The following is a 17,032-nucleotide window of genomic DNA, read 5'->3' as shown; positions in this document are numbered from 1 at the left end:
CTAGCGGGAACTGACGTTCCCGCTAGAGCGCAGCAGGCGTAGCAACTTCTTAGACGCGACGGCGGGCCAGCGATTTGCGCCGATTGAATTCCGCAGTGATCGCATTGGCGGATTGTGACGCCAGCAGCAGGGAGATGACGAGCGAGAGTATCAAAACGTTCGAAGGCGATACGAGCCGATGCTCTGTTGCCGCCATGACCAGCAAACACACGGACGAGATTTCGACGAAGCGGAACGCGGAAAAGTTCTGGCCGCCTCCGACCAACGCGCTGGCAGCCGCTCCATCTTTACTCCACTCCACCAGCTTCCAGAAGAAAGTCAGCGTGAGGAACAGGCCCACCACACCCGTTTCGGCGAGCGCATTCAGGTAAGAGTTATGAGCGTGCGAATCGCTGTGTTCGACCACGATGTCGGAAGGTGCACCGAACAGGTGAAAGTACGACGTTACAGTGCCGATGTGATCGTCGAATGAACCGAAGCCGAGGCCCACGATCGGGCTTTGCTCAAAATAGGCGAGGGCGCGCGGCCACAGCCATTCATAGCGGATGTTGAGGTTGGCGACCTTGGCATCCTGATTGTGGATATTGAATGGGTAGCCCATGTAGTCGATGGTCCCGTCGGTATGGAAGAAGGCCATTGCAAGGGAGCCCGCAATCAGACCGCCCATCAACACAGCCAGTAGCCAGCGCTTACGGCCGAAGTACAGGTATGGCAGTACTGCTGCGGCACCGAGCAGTGAGCCGCGGCTGTATGTTGAAAACAGCATCATTGCGTTGGCCGCGATCAGCGCGAGCAGCAGTTTGCTGCGCTTTTGCAGATAGCATCCAACACCCAGGCAGAACAGCATGGCAAAGAATCCGCCCGCTGCGTTGCGCGCGATGAAGTAACTGCCGAAGCTGTTGTCCGGGTTCGTGAAGATGCTCAGTATGCCGGTCTCGACGACGTAGTAAGCGTATGGCGGGATGTTGATCCCAACCGCGAAGATGAAGAACGTGCGAAGCACTTTGTTCAGATCCAGCCGATGCACATAGAGGCAACCGGCAAAAATGGGAGCGTAGGAAATGAAGAAGTTGCCGTCGCGCCGGTAAAACTCGAATTCGGTAAACGATTTCGGATCGTAAAGCAGCGTGGATACGACGATAAAGGCGGTGAGTGCCGTCAATGGTGTAATAAAAGCCGGATAGCGCCGGCCAAAAAAACGCCATGAGTAAAGAACGATCGGTACAAAGCCGACCGCGCTAAGTGGCACGAGATTCGTAACAGTAAGAAACAACGCAAGTAGCGAAATGTAAGCCATTGCGACTCCCGAAAAACAAATGGCGCATAGCTTGCAATGACATGGCCATTACGTGCGAATACAACCTGGTTGGAGATGCGGCGCGCCGCAGCGGGGCGACGAACCTGAATTGAATTGGGTCCTGCGTATGGATGAATGAGCTATCCAAGCACCCACGAAGGTACCACGTATAGGCACTGATTTCCACGCGCTGCCGCACAGACGGCGGGCGATAACAATGGTCTCGCAGACGTGCGCGCTCGCTAATGCCACCACGCTGGCCAAAACCTCAACTGTTCGCGCCACGATTGCTGTGGTGCAGCGTGAGGTGTCTATGATTGATCACATCGAGTAATGCTTCAGTGGCATCTGCATTCTGGCGCCACGCCGATATGTATGCCGTTTGTTTTTTCGTGAGCGACCCGCTGCTGCCTGAGTGCCCAAGGGTGGACGCTCACGGACGAGAACCCGGTGTGCATCCTTGCTTTACGCGGACAGAACGGCTCGCGTAGCCCGTTGATGCCCACACCCCGTCATTGATCACATGTGAGACCGGAAAGTGCCGACGTATAGCGTATTTCGTCGGCGCTTATGCGATTAATCGCTGTCCGGCCCATATGTCTTGGAGCGATAAATGGATAAAGTTTTTGCAACCGCCGGCGAGACCGACTTCGAAGCTCAGCACGTAGCATCGCGGGAATGCCCCCCGCTCGCGCAAGTCATTCTCGCAGGCGGCTCGGGCACGCGTCTATGGCCTGTGTCGCGTGAGCAGTTCCCGAAGCAGCTGATCGATGTGATTGGCGACAAGACGTTGTTGCAGGCCACGATGAACCGGATGGACGACTTCAATCCGCTATGGAGCGTCGTGCCCGATCCGGTAATTGTGTGCGGTGCCGAACATTATTTCGCAACTTCTGAGCAGGCTCGCGAAAGTGGCGTGAATGCCCGTATCGTCGTCGAGCCCGGTCGCCGCGATACAGCGCCTGCCCTGACCCTTGCCGCGCTGACAGCAGCATCTGAGGGCACGGACGTAATTCTCGTCGCGATGCCTGCGGACCATGCGATTGCAGATCTGACGGCGCTCCATAAGGCAATTGAAATTGCGGCTCGCCACGCGGACGCGGGCGCTATTGCCACGCTGGGCGTTCCGCCTACCGGCCCGGACACGGGCTTTGGGTATATCCGCCTCGGCAGTGCACTGTCGGACGGCGCGCATCGAATCGAACGTTTTGTCGAGAAGCCAGCGCCCGAGTTGGCCGCGCAGTACGTCGAGTCCGGCAATTACTGGTGGAACAGCGGCATGTTCGTAGTACGTGCATCCGTATGGCTCTCCGTGATCCGTCAGTTCCAGCCGCAAATACACGATGCATGCGTTCGAGCTTATGAAGGCGCCAAGGTCACCGACGGCTGTGTCGTTCCCGACGCAGAAGCGTTCTTGCAGTCGCCGTCGGACTCGATCGACTACGCAGTCATGGAACATCTAGGCAAGCCCGAATCGCCTTTCTCGGGCGTGGTCGTGCCGCTCGAGGCCGGCTGGTCGGATCTGGGGTCGTGGGACGCCGTGTGGCAGGCGATGGAGAAAGACGATTGCGGCAACGCGTCGAGCGGACGTGTTCTCTTCGAAGGCGCGACGGCAACTTACGCTCGCTCGCAAGGTGGCCGACTGCTCGCATGCGTCGGTACGAACGATCTGATTGTCGTCGAGACGGACGACGCTGTTCTGGTGGCTGACCGTTCGCACGTGCAGGACATCAAGGGACTCGTGTCGCGTATCAAGGCGGAGAAGTCACCGGAAGCGGATGCGCACAGAAAGGTGCGTCGCCCGTGGGGCTTTTACGATTCGATCGATCAGGGCGACCGTTTCCAGGTGAAGCGAATTGTTGTGATGCCGGGCGCGCGCCTGTCGCTGCAGATGCACCATCACCGCGCAGAGCATTGGATCGTGGTGAGTGGTACCGCTCTCGTCACGCGCGGCGAAGAACAATTCCTTCTTGGCGAAAACGAGTCGACGTATATCCCGCTGGGTATTCGTCACCGGCTCGAGAATCCCGGTTGCGTTCCGCTTCAGATCATTGAAGTGCAGTCCGGAACCTATCTCGGCGAAGACGACATCGTTCGATTCGACGATAAGTATGGCCGTGCTGGTTGATCGGCCGTGGCGAACCAGAGAGCGTACGAGGGAACTGCTATGCGATTGATCACAGGTCTGATGGCCAGGCTGTTCGATGTGGCGATGATCCTCGGAGGCGCGGTGGCCGCGTCTCACATTCGCTTCGACGATTTCGCGCAACGAAACTTCTACTTGGCATTTGTCGCGTTCGCGGCGGCGTTTTCGCTCGCTGTGTTTCCGGCACTGGGCGTCTATCAGTCGTGGCGCGGCCGGTCGAAACGCGTTCTCGCCGGGCAGGTGGCGCTTGGCTGGCTCGTGGTGCAGGCCTGCGCGCTTGCATTGATGTTCTCGTTGCACCGCATCGATTTCGTCTCCCGGTTATGGTTTGTGTACTGGACTGGCATCGCTGGCGGCGCAATGATCGCGGGGCGCATGGTGACCCATGTTCTTCTCGGTCGAGTGCGCAACGCAGGGTTGAATCTCCAGAACGTCGCTGTCGCCGCGTGCGGAGAACATTGCGACGAAATCTTGCGCAAGATGGAGATGGAGCCAGCCGCAGGCTTTCGTGCAAACGCTGTCTACAACCTGCGTCCGGACAAGGAAACCACGATGTCCGTGCCCGTGTTCGAGCAGCGTGCCGCGTTCGCGAAATACGTGCGCGAGCAGCAGATAGATGAAGTGTGGCTGGCGTTGCCTTTGTCGGAAGAGCGCGCGATTCTGGAACTGGTCGATGAATTCCGCAACGATCTGATCAATGTGCGCTTCATGCCGGATGTCCGGGCGCTTGCCCTTTTCGATGGAAGCGTGACCGAGTTGCTCGGCTTTCCAACCATCAACCTGGCCGCCTCGCCATTGCCGCCAAACGCTCTCGTGAAGAAAGAACTGTTCGATCGCATCTTCGCACTGATTGCGTTGATTGCTGTCTCGCCGATTCTTCTCGCGTGTGCGATAGCGGTGAAGCTCAGTTCGCCCGGTCCTGTGTTCTTCAAGCAATGCCGAAAGGGCGCGGACGGTCGCGTCTTTATGATTTACAAGTTCCGGAGTATGCGCTTGCATGCGAAGAAGGAAGGAGTGCTTGAGCAGGCTACGCGTGGCGACCCCCGCATCACGAGGGTCGGACGATTCTTGCGGCGTACGAGCCTTGACGAGTTGCCGCAGTTCTTCAACGTGCTGCGTGGCGACATGTCCGTCGTGGGGCCGAGGCCGCACGCGCTCGAGCACGACGACCTTTATCAGCACATCGTATCGGGCTATATTCACCGCTATCGGATCAAGCCAGGTATCACCGGATGGGCACAAATCAATGGCTTTCGCGGGGAGACGGACCGCATCGAGAAGATGGAGGGCCGCGTAGCGCACGATTTGTACTATCTTCGGAACTGGTCGTTCGCGCTCGACGTCAAGATCATTTTCGCGACTGTATTCAAGGGGCTGCATCATCCCAACGCTTACTGATCCGTCCGTTGGATCGAGGCCCCAGTAATGCAGTGAAGTACCTGCGGAGCTCAAGCATAATCAGAAGGGGGAGGGGACTATGAAACTGATCGACGTTGAGACAGTAGCCAGACGTTCAATAAAGAGCGTGGGGCGATACGCATTCCACCGGGTGCATGGCGTGCAGGCTAAGCGCGTCCTGCGGCAACTGGAGAAGAAATACGGACCAGCGGACCCGGCGACTCTCAAGCAAGCCGATACGTATGCACTCGACGTATTCGGCGATGCGATCTACGCACCCTGGCTTCGCGTTTACGCTGCGTTCAGCGGCACGTTCAAGGAAGGCTGGATCCCCGACAACTTTTACGGCGGCGTGGTCGTGCCCAATATGAAAGGCGGCTACGGCAGGATCTCGAACCTGAAGCCCATGTCGCGGGTCATCTTCGGCGGTGACGCGTTTCCCGATATAGCCTACTTCGCGAATGGCCTGTTCTTTACGGACCGCAACGTGGTGGTCCCGGAGCGCGAGCTCGAAGACGCGGTGTTCCGCGACTGCGATAAGGTCGTCTTCAAACTGGACGGCTCAGGGCAAGGCAAAGGCATTCATTTCTTCGACCGGAAGTCGTTCGACTGCGATCTCATCAAATCGCTCGGCAACGGAGTAATACAGAAGTTCATCGTTCAGCATCCATTGCTGAGCGCGTTCGCTGCCAACTCGGTCGCGACCTTACGCCTCACCACGGCGGTGGACGACCTTGGCCGCGCCTCGCTGCGCGCCGCATTTTTGCGCGTGGGCAGGGCAAGTCATACCCATATCACGGTGGACGACGAAGTTTGTGTGCCCGTGGACCTGGTAACGGGTGAATTCGCTCGCAAAGGCTTCATGAGCGATTGGGGCGCGACTGAAGAGCACCCCGATTCCAAAGTCAGGTTCGCCGGACTGAAAATGCCTGCGTTCAGCGATTGCATCGATACCGTTCTGCAACTCCATCGCAAGGTGCCGTTTGCGCGATGCATTGGGTGGGACGTGACAGTCGACAGTGACGGCAAGGTGCAGATCATGGAATGGAACGGCGAACACAACGATGTGAAGTTCAGTGAGGCGACCCAGGGTCCCTGCTTTCAGGACCTGAAGTGGGAACTGCTGAAGGGTAGCGCCTTATGACGGTATTCAGCGAGGAACGCGCGTGAGCGAACAATTGTGGTGCGTCCATATTGAGGGACCCGACGACTTCATTGCTATGGCTTCGCGAGAAGCGGCGCAGCGTGAAGCGTCGGCTATCAATGCGTATGTGGAGCGCTCAGGGCAAGCTCAGAGCGCCGCGCATGCGCGCGCGGTCGCAATGGAATGGCCGTTCACGCCGGAGGGCCACGCCCGCGCGCTGGAAAGCGACTGGGAAGACTTGCAGCGCATGCCGCACCGCCAGCAGCAGGGCGGGTCGTCGCAGGGCTTGTTGACGAATATCGCGCGGCGCGTGAAGGAACTTATCGAAGTCGCGCGAGGCGCATGACCGAACGGCCACGCGGCCGCTCAAGTGCTCAAACCCCCAGACGCTTCACAATTGCCGTCTTTACGACCGGCATGCCAATTTGCAAGAGCTTGCGGAAGCCCTCGTCGCGCCCGACCTTTTGCTCGACGTTATCTATCATCGCCTGCATGACGTTCGCGGGATAAAACTCCCGGAAAAGTTTGTTCGCGCCGATTTGCTCGAAGACGTGATGAAGGAATGAGCCTCGCGGCGGTCCGACTCTTTTGAACAAACCCATCTTCACAACGCGATTGTTCCAGAGGTGCAGCGAGTACGAATTGGCGCACAACGCTGCGCACTCGTCGAAGTACTGCGGAAGAAATACCTTGTAGTAATCGTCGAAATGTACCGGATAGAAGTCGCTTTCTGGTACTCCTGCATTTACGCCATATACGGACGTCAGCAAACGCGGACCTGTGTCACCCCATTTTATGGAGGTGCCTTTCATCGCCTCGATCCGTTGTAAAAGCTCAAGCAGGCGCGGATCGGCGGGATCGAGGCGCAGCAGAGCGGTGCAGATGCTGGTGGCCGACTCCCGCCCGATAATGTTGCCCTCCAGGCTGCGATCAAACGCGCGCAAAAGCAGCATGTCGGTGTCAACCCAGATTTCGTCCGTCTTCGTAAACATGACGAAGCGAAAATAGTCGGTGAAATGCGCCATTGACGGGGTACCGTCAATAGAAAATGCTGTTAACGCGTCGGATTTCACAATTTCGCTTGCGTCCTTGACGATCACGCCCTTGGGTACGTTCTGTACCTCGCCATACGTATAAAGCGCTACATCACTGCCATAGGCGGTGAACGAACTCAAACAGGCCACCTCATAGGCCGAAAGCTCTGGGCCATGCCAAAACGACGCGAAACGTGCGCTACTCATAGTCTATCCATTGGGAAATTTGGTGCGGTGGGAAGCAGGCGGGGCCCGAAACTGATCGGACCCGAGAGGGCGGACGGCGCACGCGCCTCTGCCTGGAATGCATGTGGCCCAATGATAAACACGCGACAGATTTCGATATTAGTGAAGACCCTAAATGTAGGACATTTGTCGCGAAACGTTGAGTGTAATGGCCGTTAACGCCCTTTCACGTCGCCCCGGCCGCGAGGGCGCGGCAGGCGAACACGCCTTAGCCGCGCCACCTTGCGTTAAGTCAGTGCAGATCGGTTCGCCCTGTGGACGACACGACATTGCCAGCACTGTCCAGGATTGCGACAGGTCCGCTTTGCGTGGCTGGCGGCTCGTCAATCACGAGCGGGCTTGTTACGGTGGTGCGTTCCGCCGGTGCAATGCCGATCGAAGCGGCGCTGCCAAAAAACGAAAACAGCGTGGACAGGTAGCTGCTTACGCTGTCCTGGAGCACGCCTGCAAGCTCGTTATGCGTATCCACGGCGATGTCTTCGACATGCCCCCAATACGCGCAGGTCTTCTTCATTGCGGCGGGGATTTGCTGGAATTGCAGATCGATTACCTGATCCAGCGATACCGAAGAAAGCGCGGCATCGACAAGCGCCCGCTGCTCGGACAAGGACGTCTTGACGGTCTGCATATTCAATTCGACCACTTTCTCGAGTCCGGCAACTGCTTTCGCCGCCATCTGGTAGGCGACAATTGCGTTGTCTTCGTGGCCAACTTCCGGCTGGGTCAATACAACAGCGTTCATAAGGGTGCTCCGTATCAGTGCGGGGGGAGGGAATGCGCAACAACGCGCAGTGTTCAAGCAACGGCTATTCCTCGCCATGCAAACGGATCGAACGCATGTCGGCAATTCGCCAGTGGCGCGGCTGCCAGCGTCAAATTACTATTGACTTGCGCCTGCAGGCGCGTCGCTTGCCGCAGTGGCGGGCGCCGACACGGCAGGCCCGCTTTGCGCGGCACCACTTACTGCGGCCGCACCGCTCGCCTGATCTGTCGACGAAGTACCGGAGCGGTTGCAGCCGGCCAGCGCGATGGCGAGCGCGGCTGCGCACGCGTTGACCCACAAAGCCGAATTTTTCATGGTCGTGAAATAACGTCTGTTGAGGCGAGAGACGACGCAAGGAGCGCGCCGCATTGCGACGAGACAGCAATGCGTATGCCGCGCACAGTACCGTCGTTTCGAGAAACGCGACTACGCAATTCCAGCTTTCGAGCGGTTATGCTGGAACCCACTCACCTGGACGAGAAATGGAAACTTGCCATGACTGAGCCGGATCTATCGAACGTGTACCGAAGCTACATTGCGTGCCTTAATAGTCAGGATTGGACCAGGTTGACGCAATTCGTCCATGACGACGTTTACTACAACGATCAGCGGATCGGCTTGTCGGGATATCGCACGATGCTGGAGAGGAATTTTGAGGAGATTCCAGACCTTCATTTCGACATCGAACTGATGGTGACCGACCCCGCGTATGTAGCGGCACGGCTGCGCTTCAATTGCACACCGAAAGGAAAATTTCTCGGTCTCGACGTCAACGGCAGAACGGTGACTTTCACCGAAAATGTGTTCTATGAATTCCGCGGCGAAAGAATTGGTCAGGTGTGGTCCGTGATCGATAAGGCGGCTATCGAAGCGCAGTTGTAATGCCACGCAAAGCGAGCAGGCGGCTATGGGTTGCTGCCAAGCGGACTCCCAAGCGGATCCCCAGGCGAACCCCTAGGCGAACCCTCAGCCTGGCTGTCAGGCTGCGTGCCAAGCGCCTGAAACAGCGCAGCGGTGTCGGTGAAGCGGTTTGCTTGAGCCCGCGTTTGATCGAGTGCGGTTTGCAACATCTGACGTTGAGCATCGAGTAGAGCAAACTCGCTGATTCCGCCGGCCGCATATTGCTGAGCCGCAACGCCAAGGCTCGCCTCGGCCTCCTGTGCGGCCTCGGTGCGCGCCTGAAGTTCTCGTGCGTCGTTCTGCATTGCCGTCAGCGAGTCGGCGACCTGTTGCAATGCTTCCAGCACGGTTTGCCGATAGCTCGCAAATGCCGCGTCGTACACAGCCTGCGCCGCGCGTTTCTTCGCGTGCAGTTCGCCGCCGTGAAAGATCGGCTGAGTCAGATTGAGGCCGATATTCCACACGTTCAGCCCATTCACAATGTCGCTAATGCGCGTGCGTTCCGAGCCGATTCCCGCCGACAACACGAATTGCGGATACAGGTTCGCCGTGGCGACGCCCACATTTGCGCTGGCTTGATGCAGCAAAGCTTCCGACGCCTGGATGTCCGGCCGCGCACGAGCGAGTGTTGACGGCAAAGCCACTGGAATATCGACTGGCAGATGCAGCGCGTCGAAAGTAAGGGTGTCGAAATCCGCTTCAGATGGCGCTCTCCCGAGCAGAATGGCCAACTGATGGTCGGCAGCAGCTAACTGAGTTGCGAGCGGCGGCAAAGACGCGCGAGTCTGTGCAAGCAGCGTGCGCTGGCTGCGAACGTCGAGTTGCGACACGCCGCCGGCAGCTAAACGCGCTTCCATGATCGACAGTTGATGTGCCTGTGCGTCGACAAGCCGCTGCGTGAGCGCTATTTGTTGTTGCAGCGAGGCGCGGCGCACGGCGGTAGACACCACATTTCCCGCAATCGCGAGCCGTGCCGCATCGAACTCATACGATTCGTAGTCGACTTGGGCCATGCTTGCCTCAAGCGCGCGCCGATTGCCGCCGAAGATATCGAACACATACGAAACGCTGACCGATGTGCTAAATAAAGAGAACGGTCCGGGGTTCTCGACATGTGGAATACCGAACGCTGCGGGGTCTACCTTTTGCCTTGCACCCGAAACAGTTGCGTCGATGCCCGGCCATTGCGTAGCGCCCGCGAGTGCGGTGTAATTTTCGCGCGCTTCTATGAGCTTGGCGCGGGCTTGCGCGAGCGTCGGACTTTCACGCAATGCGTCGTCCACGAGATGGTTCAGTGCGTCTGACTGGAATTGACGCCACCACATCGATGTTGGCCTTGGCGTGAGGCTGAATTTCTGCGCGGCGCCCGCCGCTCCGTTGGACTCGACAGTACGCTCGGGCAATGCCTCGCGTGTATAACTTTGCGTGCGCGGTACTGCCGGTGCCTGAAAGTCCGGCCCCACGGTGCAGCCGCTCAAAGCCACTGCGCAGGCAAGAAGAAGTGTTTTCATGAACATTCTCCTAGTCGAGCGTGCGCCGATAAAAGCGCAGCGCAATTCCCATGACGATGGCGGTAAATAGAGCCATGGGCCACATCGAGGGCCAAAGGTCCGTCCATCCGACGCCCTTGAGCAAAATGCCGCGAATGAGCCGGTTGAAATACGTCAACGGCAACAGGTTGCCAATGAATTGAGCCCATTGCGGCATACCCGCAAACGGGAACATAAAACCGGACAGAAGAATATTCGGCAGGAAATAGAACACAGTAAGCTGCATGGCCTGCAACTGATTCTGTGCGAGCGACGACAGGGTGATTCCTACCGTCAGGTTCGCGGCAATGAAGAGCAGCGCGGCGAGGTAAATCGCCATCAGGCTGCCGACAAAAGGCACATGAAACACGAAGCGCGCCGCAAACAGAATGATCGATGCCTGGATAAGCCCGATGGCGACGTACGGCACGATCTTGCCGGTCATGACCTCGATCGGCAGAACCGGCGTAGCCAGCAGGTTTTCCATGGTGCCGCGCTCACGTTCGCGAGTAACGGCGAGCCCAGTCATCATGACGAGTGTCATCGTCAGGATTACGCCCATGAGTCCGGGAACGACGTTGTACTGGGTAATGCCTTCGGGGTTGTACAGATTGTGAACCTGAACGCCAAATGCGCTTTGCCCGCCATTCAGATGTGCGAGCGGTCCTGTGATGTCCTTGTCGGCGACCGGTTGCACAAGGTGCGGCAGCGCGGCAACGGCGGTTTGCGTTGCAGTAGGGTCGGTCGCGTCGGCTTCGAGCAGCAGCGAAGGGTGCTCGCCACGCACCAGCCTTCTGGAGAAGTCGACGGGTATATTCAGCACGAATTGCACGCGGCCCCTCGCGAGCGCGCGGCGCCCGGCTTCTTCGTCTGGCAGCGTCTCGACGATGTCGAAATAAGCCGAGTTGGTCATTGCGGCAATGAAACTGCGCGAAAACTCGCTCTGATCGTGCACGATGACGGCAGTGGGCAAATGCTTCGGGTCAGTGTTGATTGCGAAACCGAAGAGCGCGAGTTGAACGATGGGCACACCCACGATCATCGCGAATGTGACGCGATCGCGCCGCAGTTGCAGAAACTCTTTGAGTACCACACTCCACCAGCGCGTCAACGAAAAAGCAGTACCGTTGCTCACGTTTGCGCTCCAAAGTTGTCTTTCGAATGACTCATCAAATAGATGAATACGTCTTCAAGACCTGTTTCTATGGGCTCCATGCGAAGTGTGGTGCCTGCGGTGGCCTGCCTGATGGCGCGTTCGAGCGCCGCGTGATCCCGCCCGCTCGCGTGCAGTGCGGCGCCGAATACAACGGTCTGATCGACGCCGGGCGTTGCACGTAGCTTCTCCGACAGTTCGCTCAGGTGCTCGCCTTGAATGGACCACGTCGCGAGATCCTGCGACTCGATCACCTCTTTAGACGTGCCTTGCGCGAGCAGCTTGCCGTAGGCGATATAGGCGAGCTTGTGGCAGCGCTCGGCTTCATCCATGTAATGTGTGCTGACGAGTACGGATATGCCGCGCGCCGCGAGGCGGTGCAGTTCTTCCCAGAAGTCGCGGCGTGCAGTGGGGTCGACGCCCGCGGTCGGTTCGTCGAGCAGCAGCAATCGGGGTTCGTGCAGCATGCATGCCGCAAGCGCGAGACGTTGCTTCCAGCCTCCAGAAAGCGACCCTGTCAACTGATTCGCGCGGCTTTGCAGCCCGAGTGCTTCGAGCGATTTATCGACCGTTTCGCGCCGGTTGCGCATCTGGTAAATGCGCGCAACGAAGTCGAGGTTCTCCCGAATGGTCAGATCTTCCCAGTACGAGAACCGTTGAGTCATATAACCGACATTGCGCTTGATCTGCGCACTGTCGCGACGAATGTCGTAGCCGAGGCATGTGCCGGTGCCCGAGTCGGGCGTGAGCAGTCCGCACATCAAGCGGATGCACGTGGTCTTGCCGCTGCCGTTCGGTCCAAGGAAACCGAAAATCTGGCCACGCGCCACTCGCAATGAAACGTTGTTTACGACGTGCTTGTCGCCGAAATGCTTGTTGAGTTCATGCACGTCGATGACGTACTCGCGGGAGTCGGAGTCACTGCTCATTTGAGCACCACCGTCACCGGCTGGCCGGGATGAAGTTTTGTTGCATCCGCAACGGAAGGGTGCGCCTCGATCATATAAACAAGCTTTGCACGGCTTTCGTTGCTATAGATGACTGGCGGCGTGTACTCCGCATTGTTCGAAACGTAGGTGATTTTCGCCGGCACATCCGCCGCGCAACCGTCGCAATGCATGATTACTTCGCGACCCGGCGTGAGTGCGCCAACCAGCGTCTCGGGCACGAAAAAGCGTACCTTGATGTTCTGCGGCGGCAGCAACTGTACAACTGGGCTGCCCGCCGGCACCCATTCGCCGTTGCGATAGAGCGTGTCGTAGATCAGTCCGTCGGCGGGCGCATTGACGCGCTTCTGATCGAGTTTCCACTGCGCCTGCGCGACCACGGCTTCAGCCGCTGCGACCTGCGCCTGCTGGGCGCTGATCTGTTGCGAGCGGCCGGGCAAACGCGCCACTTGCACCTGATTCGTAAGTTCACGCACTTGCGCTGACGTGGCGTCCGCATTCGCACGCGAATCGTCGAGCTGAGCTTTCGAAATGCCGCCTGCGCTGTATTGCGCTTCGTCGCGTGTGAGTTGCAGCGCCGCCTTGCGCGCGTTCGCGGCAGCTTGGGCCAGTTGTGCACGATTGACGTTGACTTCCGGCACGCGCTTGCCGGTTTGAATATCGGCGAGCTGAGAGCGCGCAGCCGCGAGTTGTTCCTGCGCCTGCTGCAGGGCGGCTGTTTCGTCGACGACGTCCAGAGCGAAAAGCGGCGCGTCTGCCTTGACGGTTTGTCCGCGCGAGACCTGCAATTGCGTGAGCTTGCCCGCCTGCGACGAACCCAGGTAGACATACTCGCCCTCTACATAGCCCTGATAGGCACTCTCGTCGTGACGCGAGCACCCCATGAGCAGGACGCCGAAGAAGAGCGTCCATGCGGGCCGCCTGATTGATGTGATGAAGTTCTTCATTGATCTCGTTCACTCTCCGTGCTGCGGTCGCGGCGCGTGTTCAGCGGGCATTCCATTTTCATCGCCGGGAATTGCCGCATCCTGATGCTTCCGCGAATGCCCGGTCCGCCAGGATGAAGTAAAATAAATGCTATGTGAATTTGAATTCAAATTCAAACTGTTTTTTCAGCGGAACTGACTCATGCCAACAAAACCAGTGACGACCGCAGGGCGCGTCGACCGTAAAGAGAAGGCTGGAAAAGCGCAGGGAACAACGCAGACGAGAGCGACGCAACAGACGAAACAGACGAAGCGGGCAGTGCAGCCCGACGCTAAGTCTCGCGCAAAGCAATCGAACGAGCGTGAGACGCCGCCACCGCCGAAAGCAGCGAAGCGCGCGAGCCGGCCTGACGGAGCGGCGACACGCCAGCATCTGCTCGACATTGCGGGGCAGGTTTTCGCAGCGCGCGGTTTCTCCGATGCCACCAGCAAGGAAATATGCGAGCGTGCGGGCACGCCGATGGCGTCCGTCAACTATCACTTCGGTAGTCGCGAGGCGCTATACGAGGCGGCACTCGTGGAGGCGCATCGTCAGGTGGTGAGCCTCGATGAACTGACCGCACTGACAGAAAGGGCGGGCGACCCTCGCGACAAGTTGCGCGCGGTGATCTCGCGATTCGTCGGCCTGTCCACCAGCACGAGCGCGCCGTGGGGATTCATGCTGATGTTGCGCGAGATGCTGTCGCCGTCGCCCGCTATTCCGGCGCTCATCGAAAACGCGGTGCGGCCGAAAGCTGCGGTTCTGCTCGGTTTGATGGGGGACGTATTGCAGTTGAATCCGCAGGAGCCGACTGTGCAGCGAGCGGTGATGTTCACCGTGCTGCCTTGCATTGCGTTGATGATTGCGCCGCGGCAGGCGCAGGCAGCGTTGCTGCCCGCCGTTGCCAAAGATAAGAATGCGCTCGTCGAAGACTTCGTGCGCTTCGTCATGGCGGGGCTGGACGCAGTCGCCGCAGCGCACCGGGCGCGCAAGTAATTCTATTGGTCGAATGCGATTGCGCGCCTGCGCAGTTCGCGCATTGCGCTGTCCAGATGAGCGCGTGCGCTCTCCTTGTCGCCGGCGCGCATCTGTTCATAAGTGCGCTGCGCCACGTCGTGCTGCACGGCTTTGAGTGGTCGATTGGTGCTCATCGCTTTTAGCTGAACCTCCGCGGCGCGCTCCAGGTAGTAGAGGTCGTCCCACGCTTCTGCAATGCTCGCGCCCGCGACCATTACGCCGTGATTTTTAAGGAACAGGATATCCGCATCGCCGATCGTCTGGGCAATGCGATCGCCTTCCGAATCGTCGAGCGCGAGTCCGTTGTAGTTCTCGTCGACTGCGGTGCGGCCATAGAACTTGAGTGCTGTCTGCCCGAGCCACAATAGCGGCGGACCTTCGAGCAGACACAACGCCGTGGCATTTGGCATATGCGTGTGAAACGCGGCCTTCACGCGCGGCTTCAATCGATGCAAACGTGCGTGAATATAAAACGCGGTTGCTTCCGGCTGGCCTTGGCCGGCTACGACATGCCCGTCGAAATCGCAAACCAGCAACCGTGACGCCGTGATTTCGGAGAACGCATAACCATAAGGATTGACGAAAAACAGGTTGTCGTGCCCGGGCACCACAGCCGAGAAATGATTGCAGATTCCCTCTTCAAAACCGTATTGCGACGCCAGTTGAAAGCATGCCGCGAGTTGAATTCGTGCTTCGTTGATGGCGTCGGATTCGAGCCGCAACGTCGGCTGCGGATTCGTCGCGCCAATGGATGAAAGCGTGTGCGCCATGGTCGTAGTTCCTGAAAGTCACCAGCCGAGCGAAGCGAAAAGCGGCGGTACCTGATCGAGTGTGGAGAGCGTTGCATCGGGTGTGTAGTCGGGCAGCAGCGTGCGGCCTGTTGCGCGATCTATCCACACGCAGCGAAAGCCTATGTCGCGAGCGGCCGCGTGATCGAGATGCGGACTCGCGCAGATATGCACCACCTCGTCGCGCGTCACGCCGAGTTGCTCATGCGCGTAATCGAACAGCCTTCGCGCGGGTTTGTAGGCGCCCGCCTGCTGAGCGGTGATGACGCGGTCGATATGGCCGCCGAGTTGGGCAACGTTGCCGGCTATGACGTCGTCGTCGGTATTCGACACGATGCACAGACGGTAGCCATCTTCCTTCAGTCTCTGCAAGGTGTCGACCACTTCCGGAAATGGCGGCATGGCGGAGATGCGGTTAGTCAATGTGCGGACATCGCGTTCGTCAGCGGGCAGCCCGAGTTCCGTGAGTGCGAGATGAAGCCCAGCGCCTGCCACCTCGCGAAACGAGCGATGCGGCGCAGTCTGCTCGAGCCTATGCTCGTGCCGGTCGTACACTGCGATGAGCCGTGCCGGATCGACGTCGTGACCGTGCTTGGTTTCGAGAATTTCGCGGACGGCCGCCTGCAAGCCTTCGTCCCACTGGATCAGCGTGCCGTAGCAGTCGAACGTAAGCCAGCGGGGGCGGGCGGTGTTGTGCAGTGACATGAATGGACTCCGACGTAAGTAGATCTGTGAATGACGTCAGATTAAGCACATTGACAGATATTTGAAAATTAAATTAATCTCTCGACGTCAGTTGCATCTTAAATAACGAAGCGAGTCCGCCATGCTTGATCTCGACCTGCTGAATACGCTTATTTGCGTCGTCGACGAAGGCAGTTTCACGCGTGCGGGCGAGCGCGTGCATCGCACGCAGTCCACGGTGAGCCAGCAGGTTCGGCGGCTCGAAGAACTCGTCGGGCGCACGTTGCTGATGCGTGACCGAACCGGCAATCAGGTGACGGCAACCGAGCACGGCGAACTGCTCGCGCAATACGCGCGGCGGCTGCTCGCGCTGGCGCAGGAAGCACAAGATGCGTTGACGAGCGACGTCGCGGTCACGCCGCTTCGCATCGGCGTACCGGAAGATTTCGACGCGCGCCGCATGTCGGCGATGTTGTCCGGCTTCGTCAAGACGAAACCAGGGGTGCGGCTCGAAACGGTGGCCGGCATGAGCGCCGAACTGCAACGCAGGCTCTCGGGCGGTGAGATCGAGATCGCGCTGGTCAAACGCGAGCCGGCGAGCGGCGAGTGTCTGGCTTCATGGCCGGAGTCGCTCGTCTGGGTGCGAGGCGCGCATGCGCCAGCGCCGGAGGAGTCGTCAGACGAACCCGTGCCTCTCGCGCTATTTCCGCAAGGCTGTGTCTACCGGCAGCGCGCAATCCGGGGTCTCGACAAGGCGCATCGCCGCTGGCGAATCGCATTCGGAAGCCATAGCCTCACGGGTATCCAGGCGGCAGTTTCTTCTGGGCTCGGCATCTCCGTTCTGCCGACTACAGCGGTACTGCCCGAGCATCGCGTATGCAGCGGCTTTCCGCCTCTGCCGCCGACCGAGCTCGCACTTGTCAGCTCCGGCGGCGTGCTCAACGTGCATCAGCGCGCGCTGGTCGACTTCCTGCTGGCGGAGATGGAGGCGTAGAAGGGCCGGCGGAATGACAAACAAGA

At 58.9% G+C, this 17,032-nt stretch carries 17 protein-coding genes; 7 read left to right on the top strand and 10 right to left on the bottom strand.

The window, feature by feature from the left end; translation table 11 throughout:
* Positions 1-49: 49 nt before the first annotated feature.
* The gene (locus tag ACTJLB_RS26315; RefSeq protein ID WP_020068488.1) at positions 50-1,297 is read right to left on the bottom strand and encodes an O-antigen ligase family protein; all 1,248 of its coding nucleotides are present in this window, start codon (positions 1,295-1,297) and stop codon (positions 50-52) included.
* A gap of 613 nt (positions 1,298-1,910) precedes the next feature.
* Here ACTJLB_RS26315 and ACTJLB_RS26310 point away from each other — a divergent pair.
* The 4 genes from ACTJLB_RS26310 (at position 1,911) to ACTJLB_RS26295 (ending at position 6,331) form a co-directional block, all read left to right on the top strand.
* Positions 1,911-3,425: a mannose-1-phosphate guanylyltransferase/mannose-6-phosphate isomerase gene (locus ACTJLB_RS26310; RefSeq protein WP_440784988.1), complete on the top strand. Its 1,515-nt coding sequence runs from the start codon at positions 1,911-1,913 to the stop codon at positions 3,423-3,425.
* Positions 3,426-3,464: 39 nt separating this feature from the next.
* Positions 3,465-4,841 (top strand): undecaprenyl-phosphate glucose phosphotransferase, encoded by a 1,377-nt coding sequence (locus ACTJLB_RS26305; RefSeq protein ID WP_440784987.1) that lies wholly within the window; start codon positions 3,465-3,467, stop codon positions 4,839-4,841.
* A gap of 79 nt (positions 4,842-4,920) precedes the next feature.
* Entirely contained in the window at positions 4,921-5,985 is a 1,065-nt protein-coding gene (locus ACTJLB_RS26300; protein WP_027804713.1) for a sugar-transfer associated ATP-grasp domain-containing protein, read from the top strand.
* Positions 5,986-6,007: 22 nt separating this feature from the next.
* Positions 6,008-6,331, top strand: a complete 324-nt coding sequence (locus ACTJLB_RS26295) for a hypothetical protein (protein WP_020068493.1) — start codon at positions 6,008-6,010, stop codon at positions 6,329-6,331.
* Positions 6,332-6,359: 28 nt separating this feature from the next.
* Here the strand turns inward: ACTJLB_RS26295 and ACTJLB_RS26290 are convergent, their stop codons facing one another.
* The 3 genes from ACTJLB_RS26290 to ACTJLB_RS26280 form a co-directional block, all read right to left on the bottom strand.
* On the bottom strand, positions 6,360-7,226 hold the full coding sequence (locus ACTJLB_RS26290; protein ID WP_020068494.1) for a hypothetical protein: 867 nt from the start codon (positions 7,224-7,226) through the stop codon (positions 6,360-6,362).
* 271 nt (positions 7,227-7,497) lie between these two features.
* On the bottom strand, positions 7,498-8,007 hold the full coding sequence (locus ACTJLB_RS26285) for a phasin family protein (protein ID WP_440784986.1): 510 nt from the start codon (positions 8,005-8,007) through the stop codon (positions 7,498-7,500).
* Between the two features lie 138 nt (positions 8,008-8,145).
* Positions 8,146-8,343 (bottom strand): hypothetical protein, encoded by a 198-nt coding sequence (locus tag ACTJLB_RS26280; protein WP_087754329.1) that lies wholly within the window; start codon positions 8,341-8,343, stop codon positions 8,146-8,148.
* Between the two features lie 180 nt (positions 8,344-8,523).
* Here ACTJLB_RS26280 and ACTJLB_RS26275 point away from each other — a divergent pair, with 180 nt between their 5' ends.
* Positions 8,524-8,910, top strand: coding sequence for an ester cyclase (locus ACTJLB_RS26275; protein ID WP_440784984.1), 387 nt, complete (start codon positions 8,524-8,526; stop codon positions 8,908-8,910).
* 23 nt (positions 8,911-8,933) lie between these two features.
* On the opposite strand, the gene ACTJLB_RS26270 is transcribed toward ACTJLB_RS26275, so the two are convergent.
* Genes ACTJLB_RS26270 through ACTJLB_RS26255 form a run of 4 tightly spaced genes read right to left on the bottom strand, consistent with a single transcriptional unit; the run spans position 8,934 to position 13,504 of the window.
* On the bottom strand, positions 8,934-10,439 hold the full coding sequence (locus tag ACTJLB_RS26270; protein WP_440784983.1) for an efflux transporter outer membrane subunit: 1,506 nt from the start codon (positions 10,437-10,439) through the stop codon (positions 8,934-8,936).
* Positions 10,440-10,449: 10 nt separating this feature from the next.
* On the bottom strand, positions 10,450-11,592 hold the full coding sequence (locus ACTJLB_RS26265) for an ABC transporter permease (RefSeq protein ID WP_440784982.1): 1,143 nt from the start codon (positions 11,590-11,592) through the stop codon (positions 10,450-10,452).
* Entirely contained in the window at positions 11,589-12,539 is a 951-nt protein-coding gene (locus ACTJLB_RS26260) for an ABC transporter ATP-binding protein (RefSeq protein ID WP_410800988.1), read from the bottom strand. The genes ACTJLB_RS26265 and ACTJLB_RS26260 overlap by 4 nt, the downstream gene beginning before the upstream one ends.
* Positions 12,536-13,504 (bottom strand): HlyD family secretion protein, encoded by a 969-nt coding sequence (locus tag ACTJLB_RS26255; protein ID WP_440784981.1) that lies wholly within the window; start codon positions 13,502-13,504, stop codon positions 12,536-12,538. Before ACTJLB_RS26255 ends, ACTJLB_RS26260 begins: the two co-directional genes overlap by 4 nt.
* A gap of 181 nt (positions 13,505-13,685) precedes the next feature.
* Between ACTJLB_RS26255 and ACTJLB_RS26250 the strand changes: the two genes are divergently transcribed.
* Complete coding sequence (locus ACTJLB_RS26250; protein ID WP_440784980.1) at positions 13,686-14,519, top strand: TetR/AcrR family transcriptional regulator; 834 nt, start codon at positions 13,686-13,688, stop codon at positions 14,517-14,519.
* 2 nt (positions 14,520-14,521) lie between these two features.
* Here the strand turns inward: ACTJLB_RS26250 and ACTJLB_RS26245 are convergent, their stop codons facing one another.
* Positions 14,522-15,310, bottom strand: a complete 789-nt coding sequence (locus ACTJLB_RS26245) for an aldolase (protein WP_440784979.1) — start codon at positions 15,308-15,310, stop codon at positions 14,522-14,524.
* 18 nt (positions 15,311-15,328) lie between these two features.
* Positions 15,329-16,033 carry a haloacid dehalogenase type II gene (locus ACTJLB_RS26240; protein ID WP_440784978.1) on the bottom strand — a complete coding sequence of 235 codons (705 nt, stop codon included), beginning with the start codon at positions 16,031-16,033 and terminating at the stop codon, positions 15,329-15,331.
* Between the two features lie 121 nt (positions 16,034-16,154).
* On the opposite strand from ACTJLB_RS26240, the gene ACTJLB_RS26235 reads away from it, so the two are divergent.
* Positions 16,155-17,006, top strand: a complete 852-nt coding sequence (locus ACTJLB_RS26235) for a LysR substrate-binding domain-containing protein (RefSeq protein ID WP_020068506.1) — start codon at positions 16,155-16,157, stop codon at positions 17,004-17,006.
* The last annotated feature ends 26 nt before the right edge of the window (positions 17,007-17,032 follow it).

This window comes from Paraburkholderia sp. 22098, from assembly GCF_052045935.1.
Lineage (GTDB): Bacteria > Pseudomonadota > Gammaproteobacteria > Burkholderiales > Burkholderiaceae > Paraburkholderia > Paraburkholderia caledonica.
This window is presented reverse-complemented; position numbering and strand designations above follow the sequence as displayed.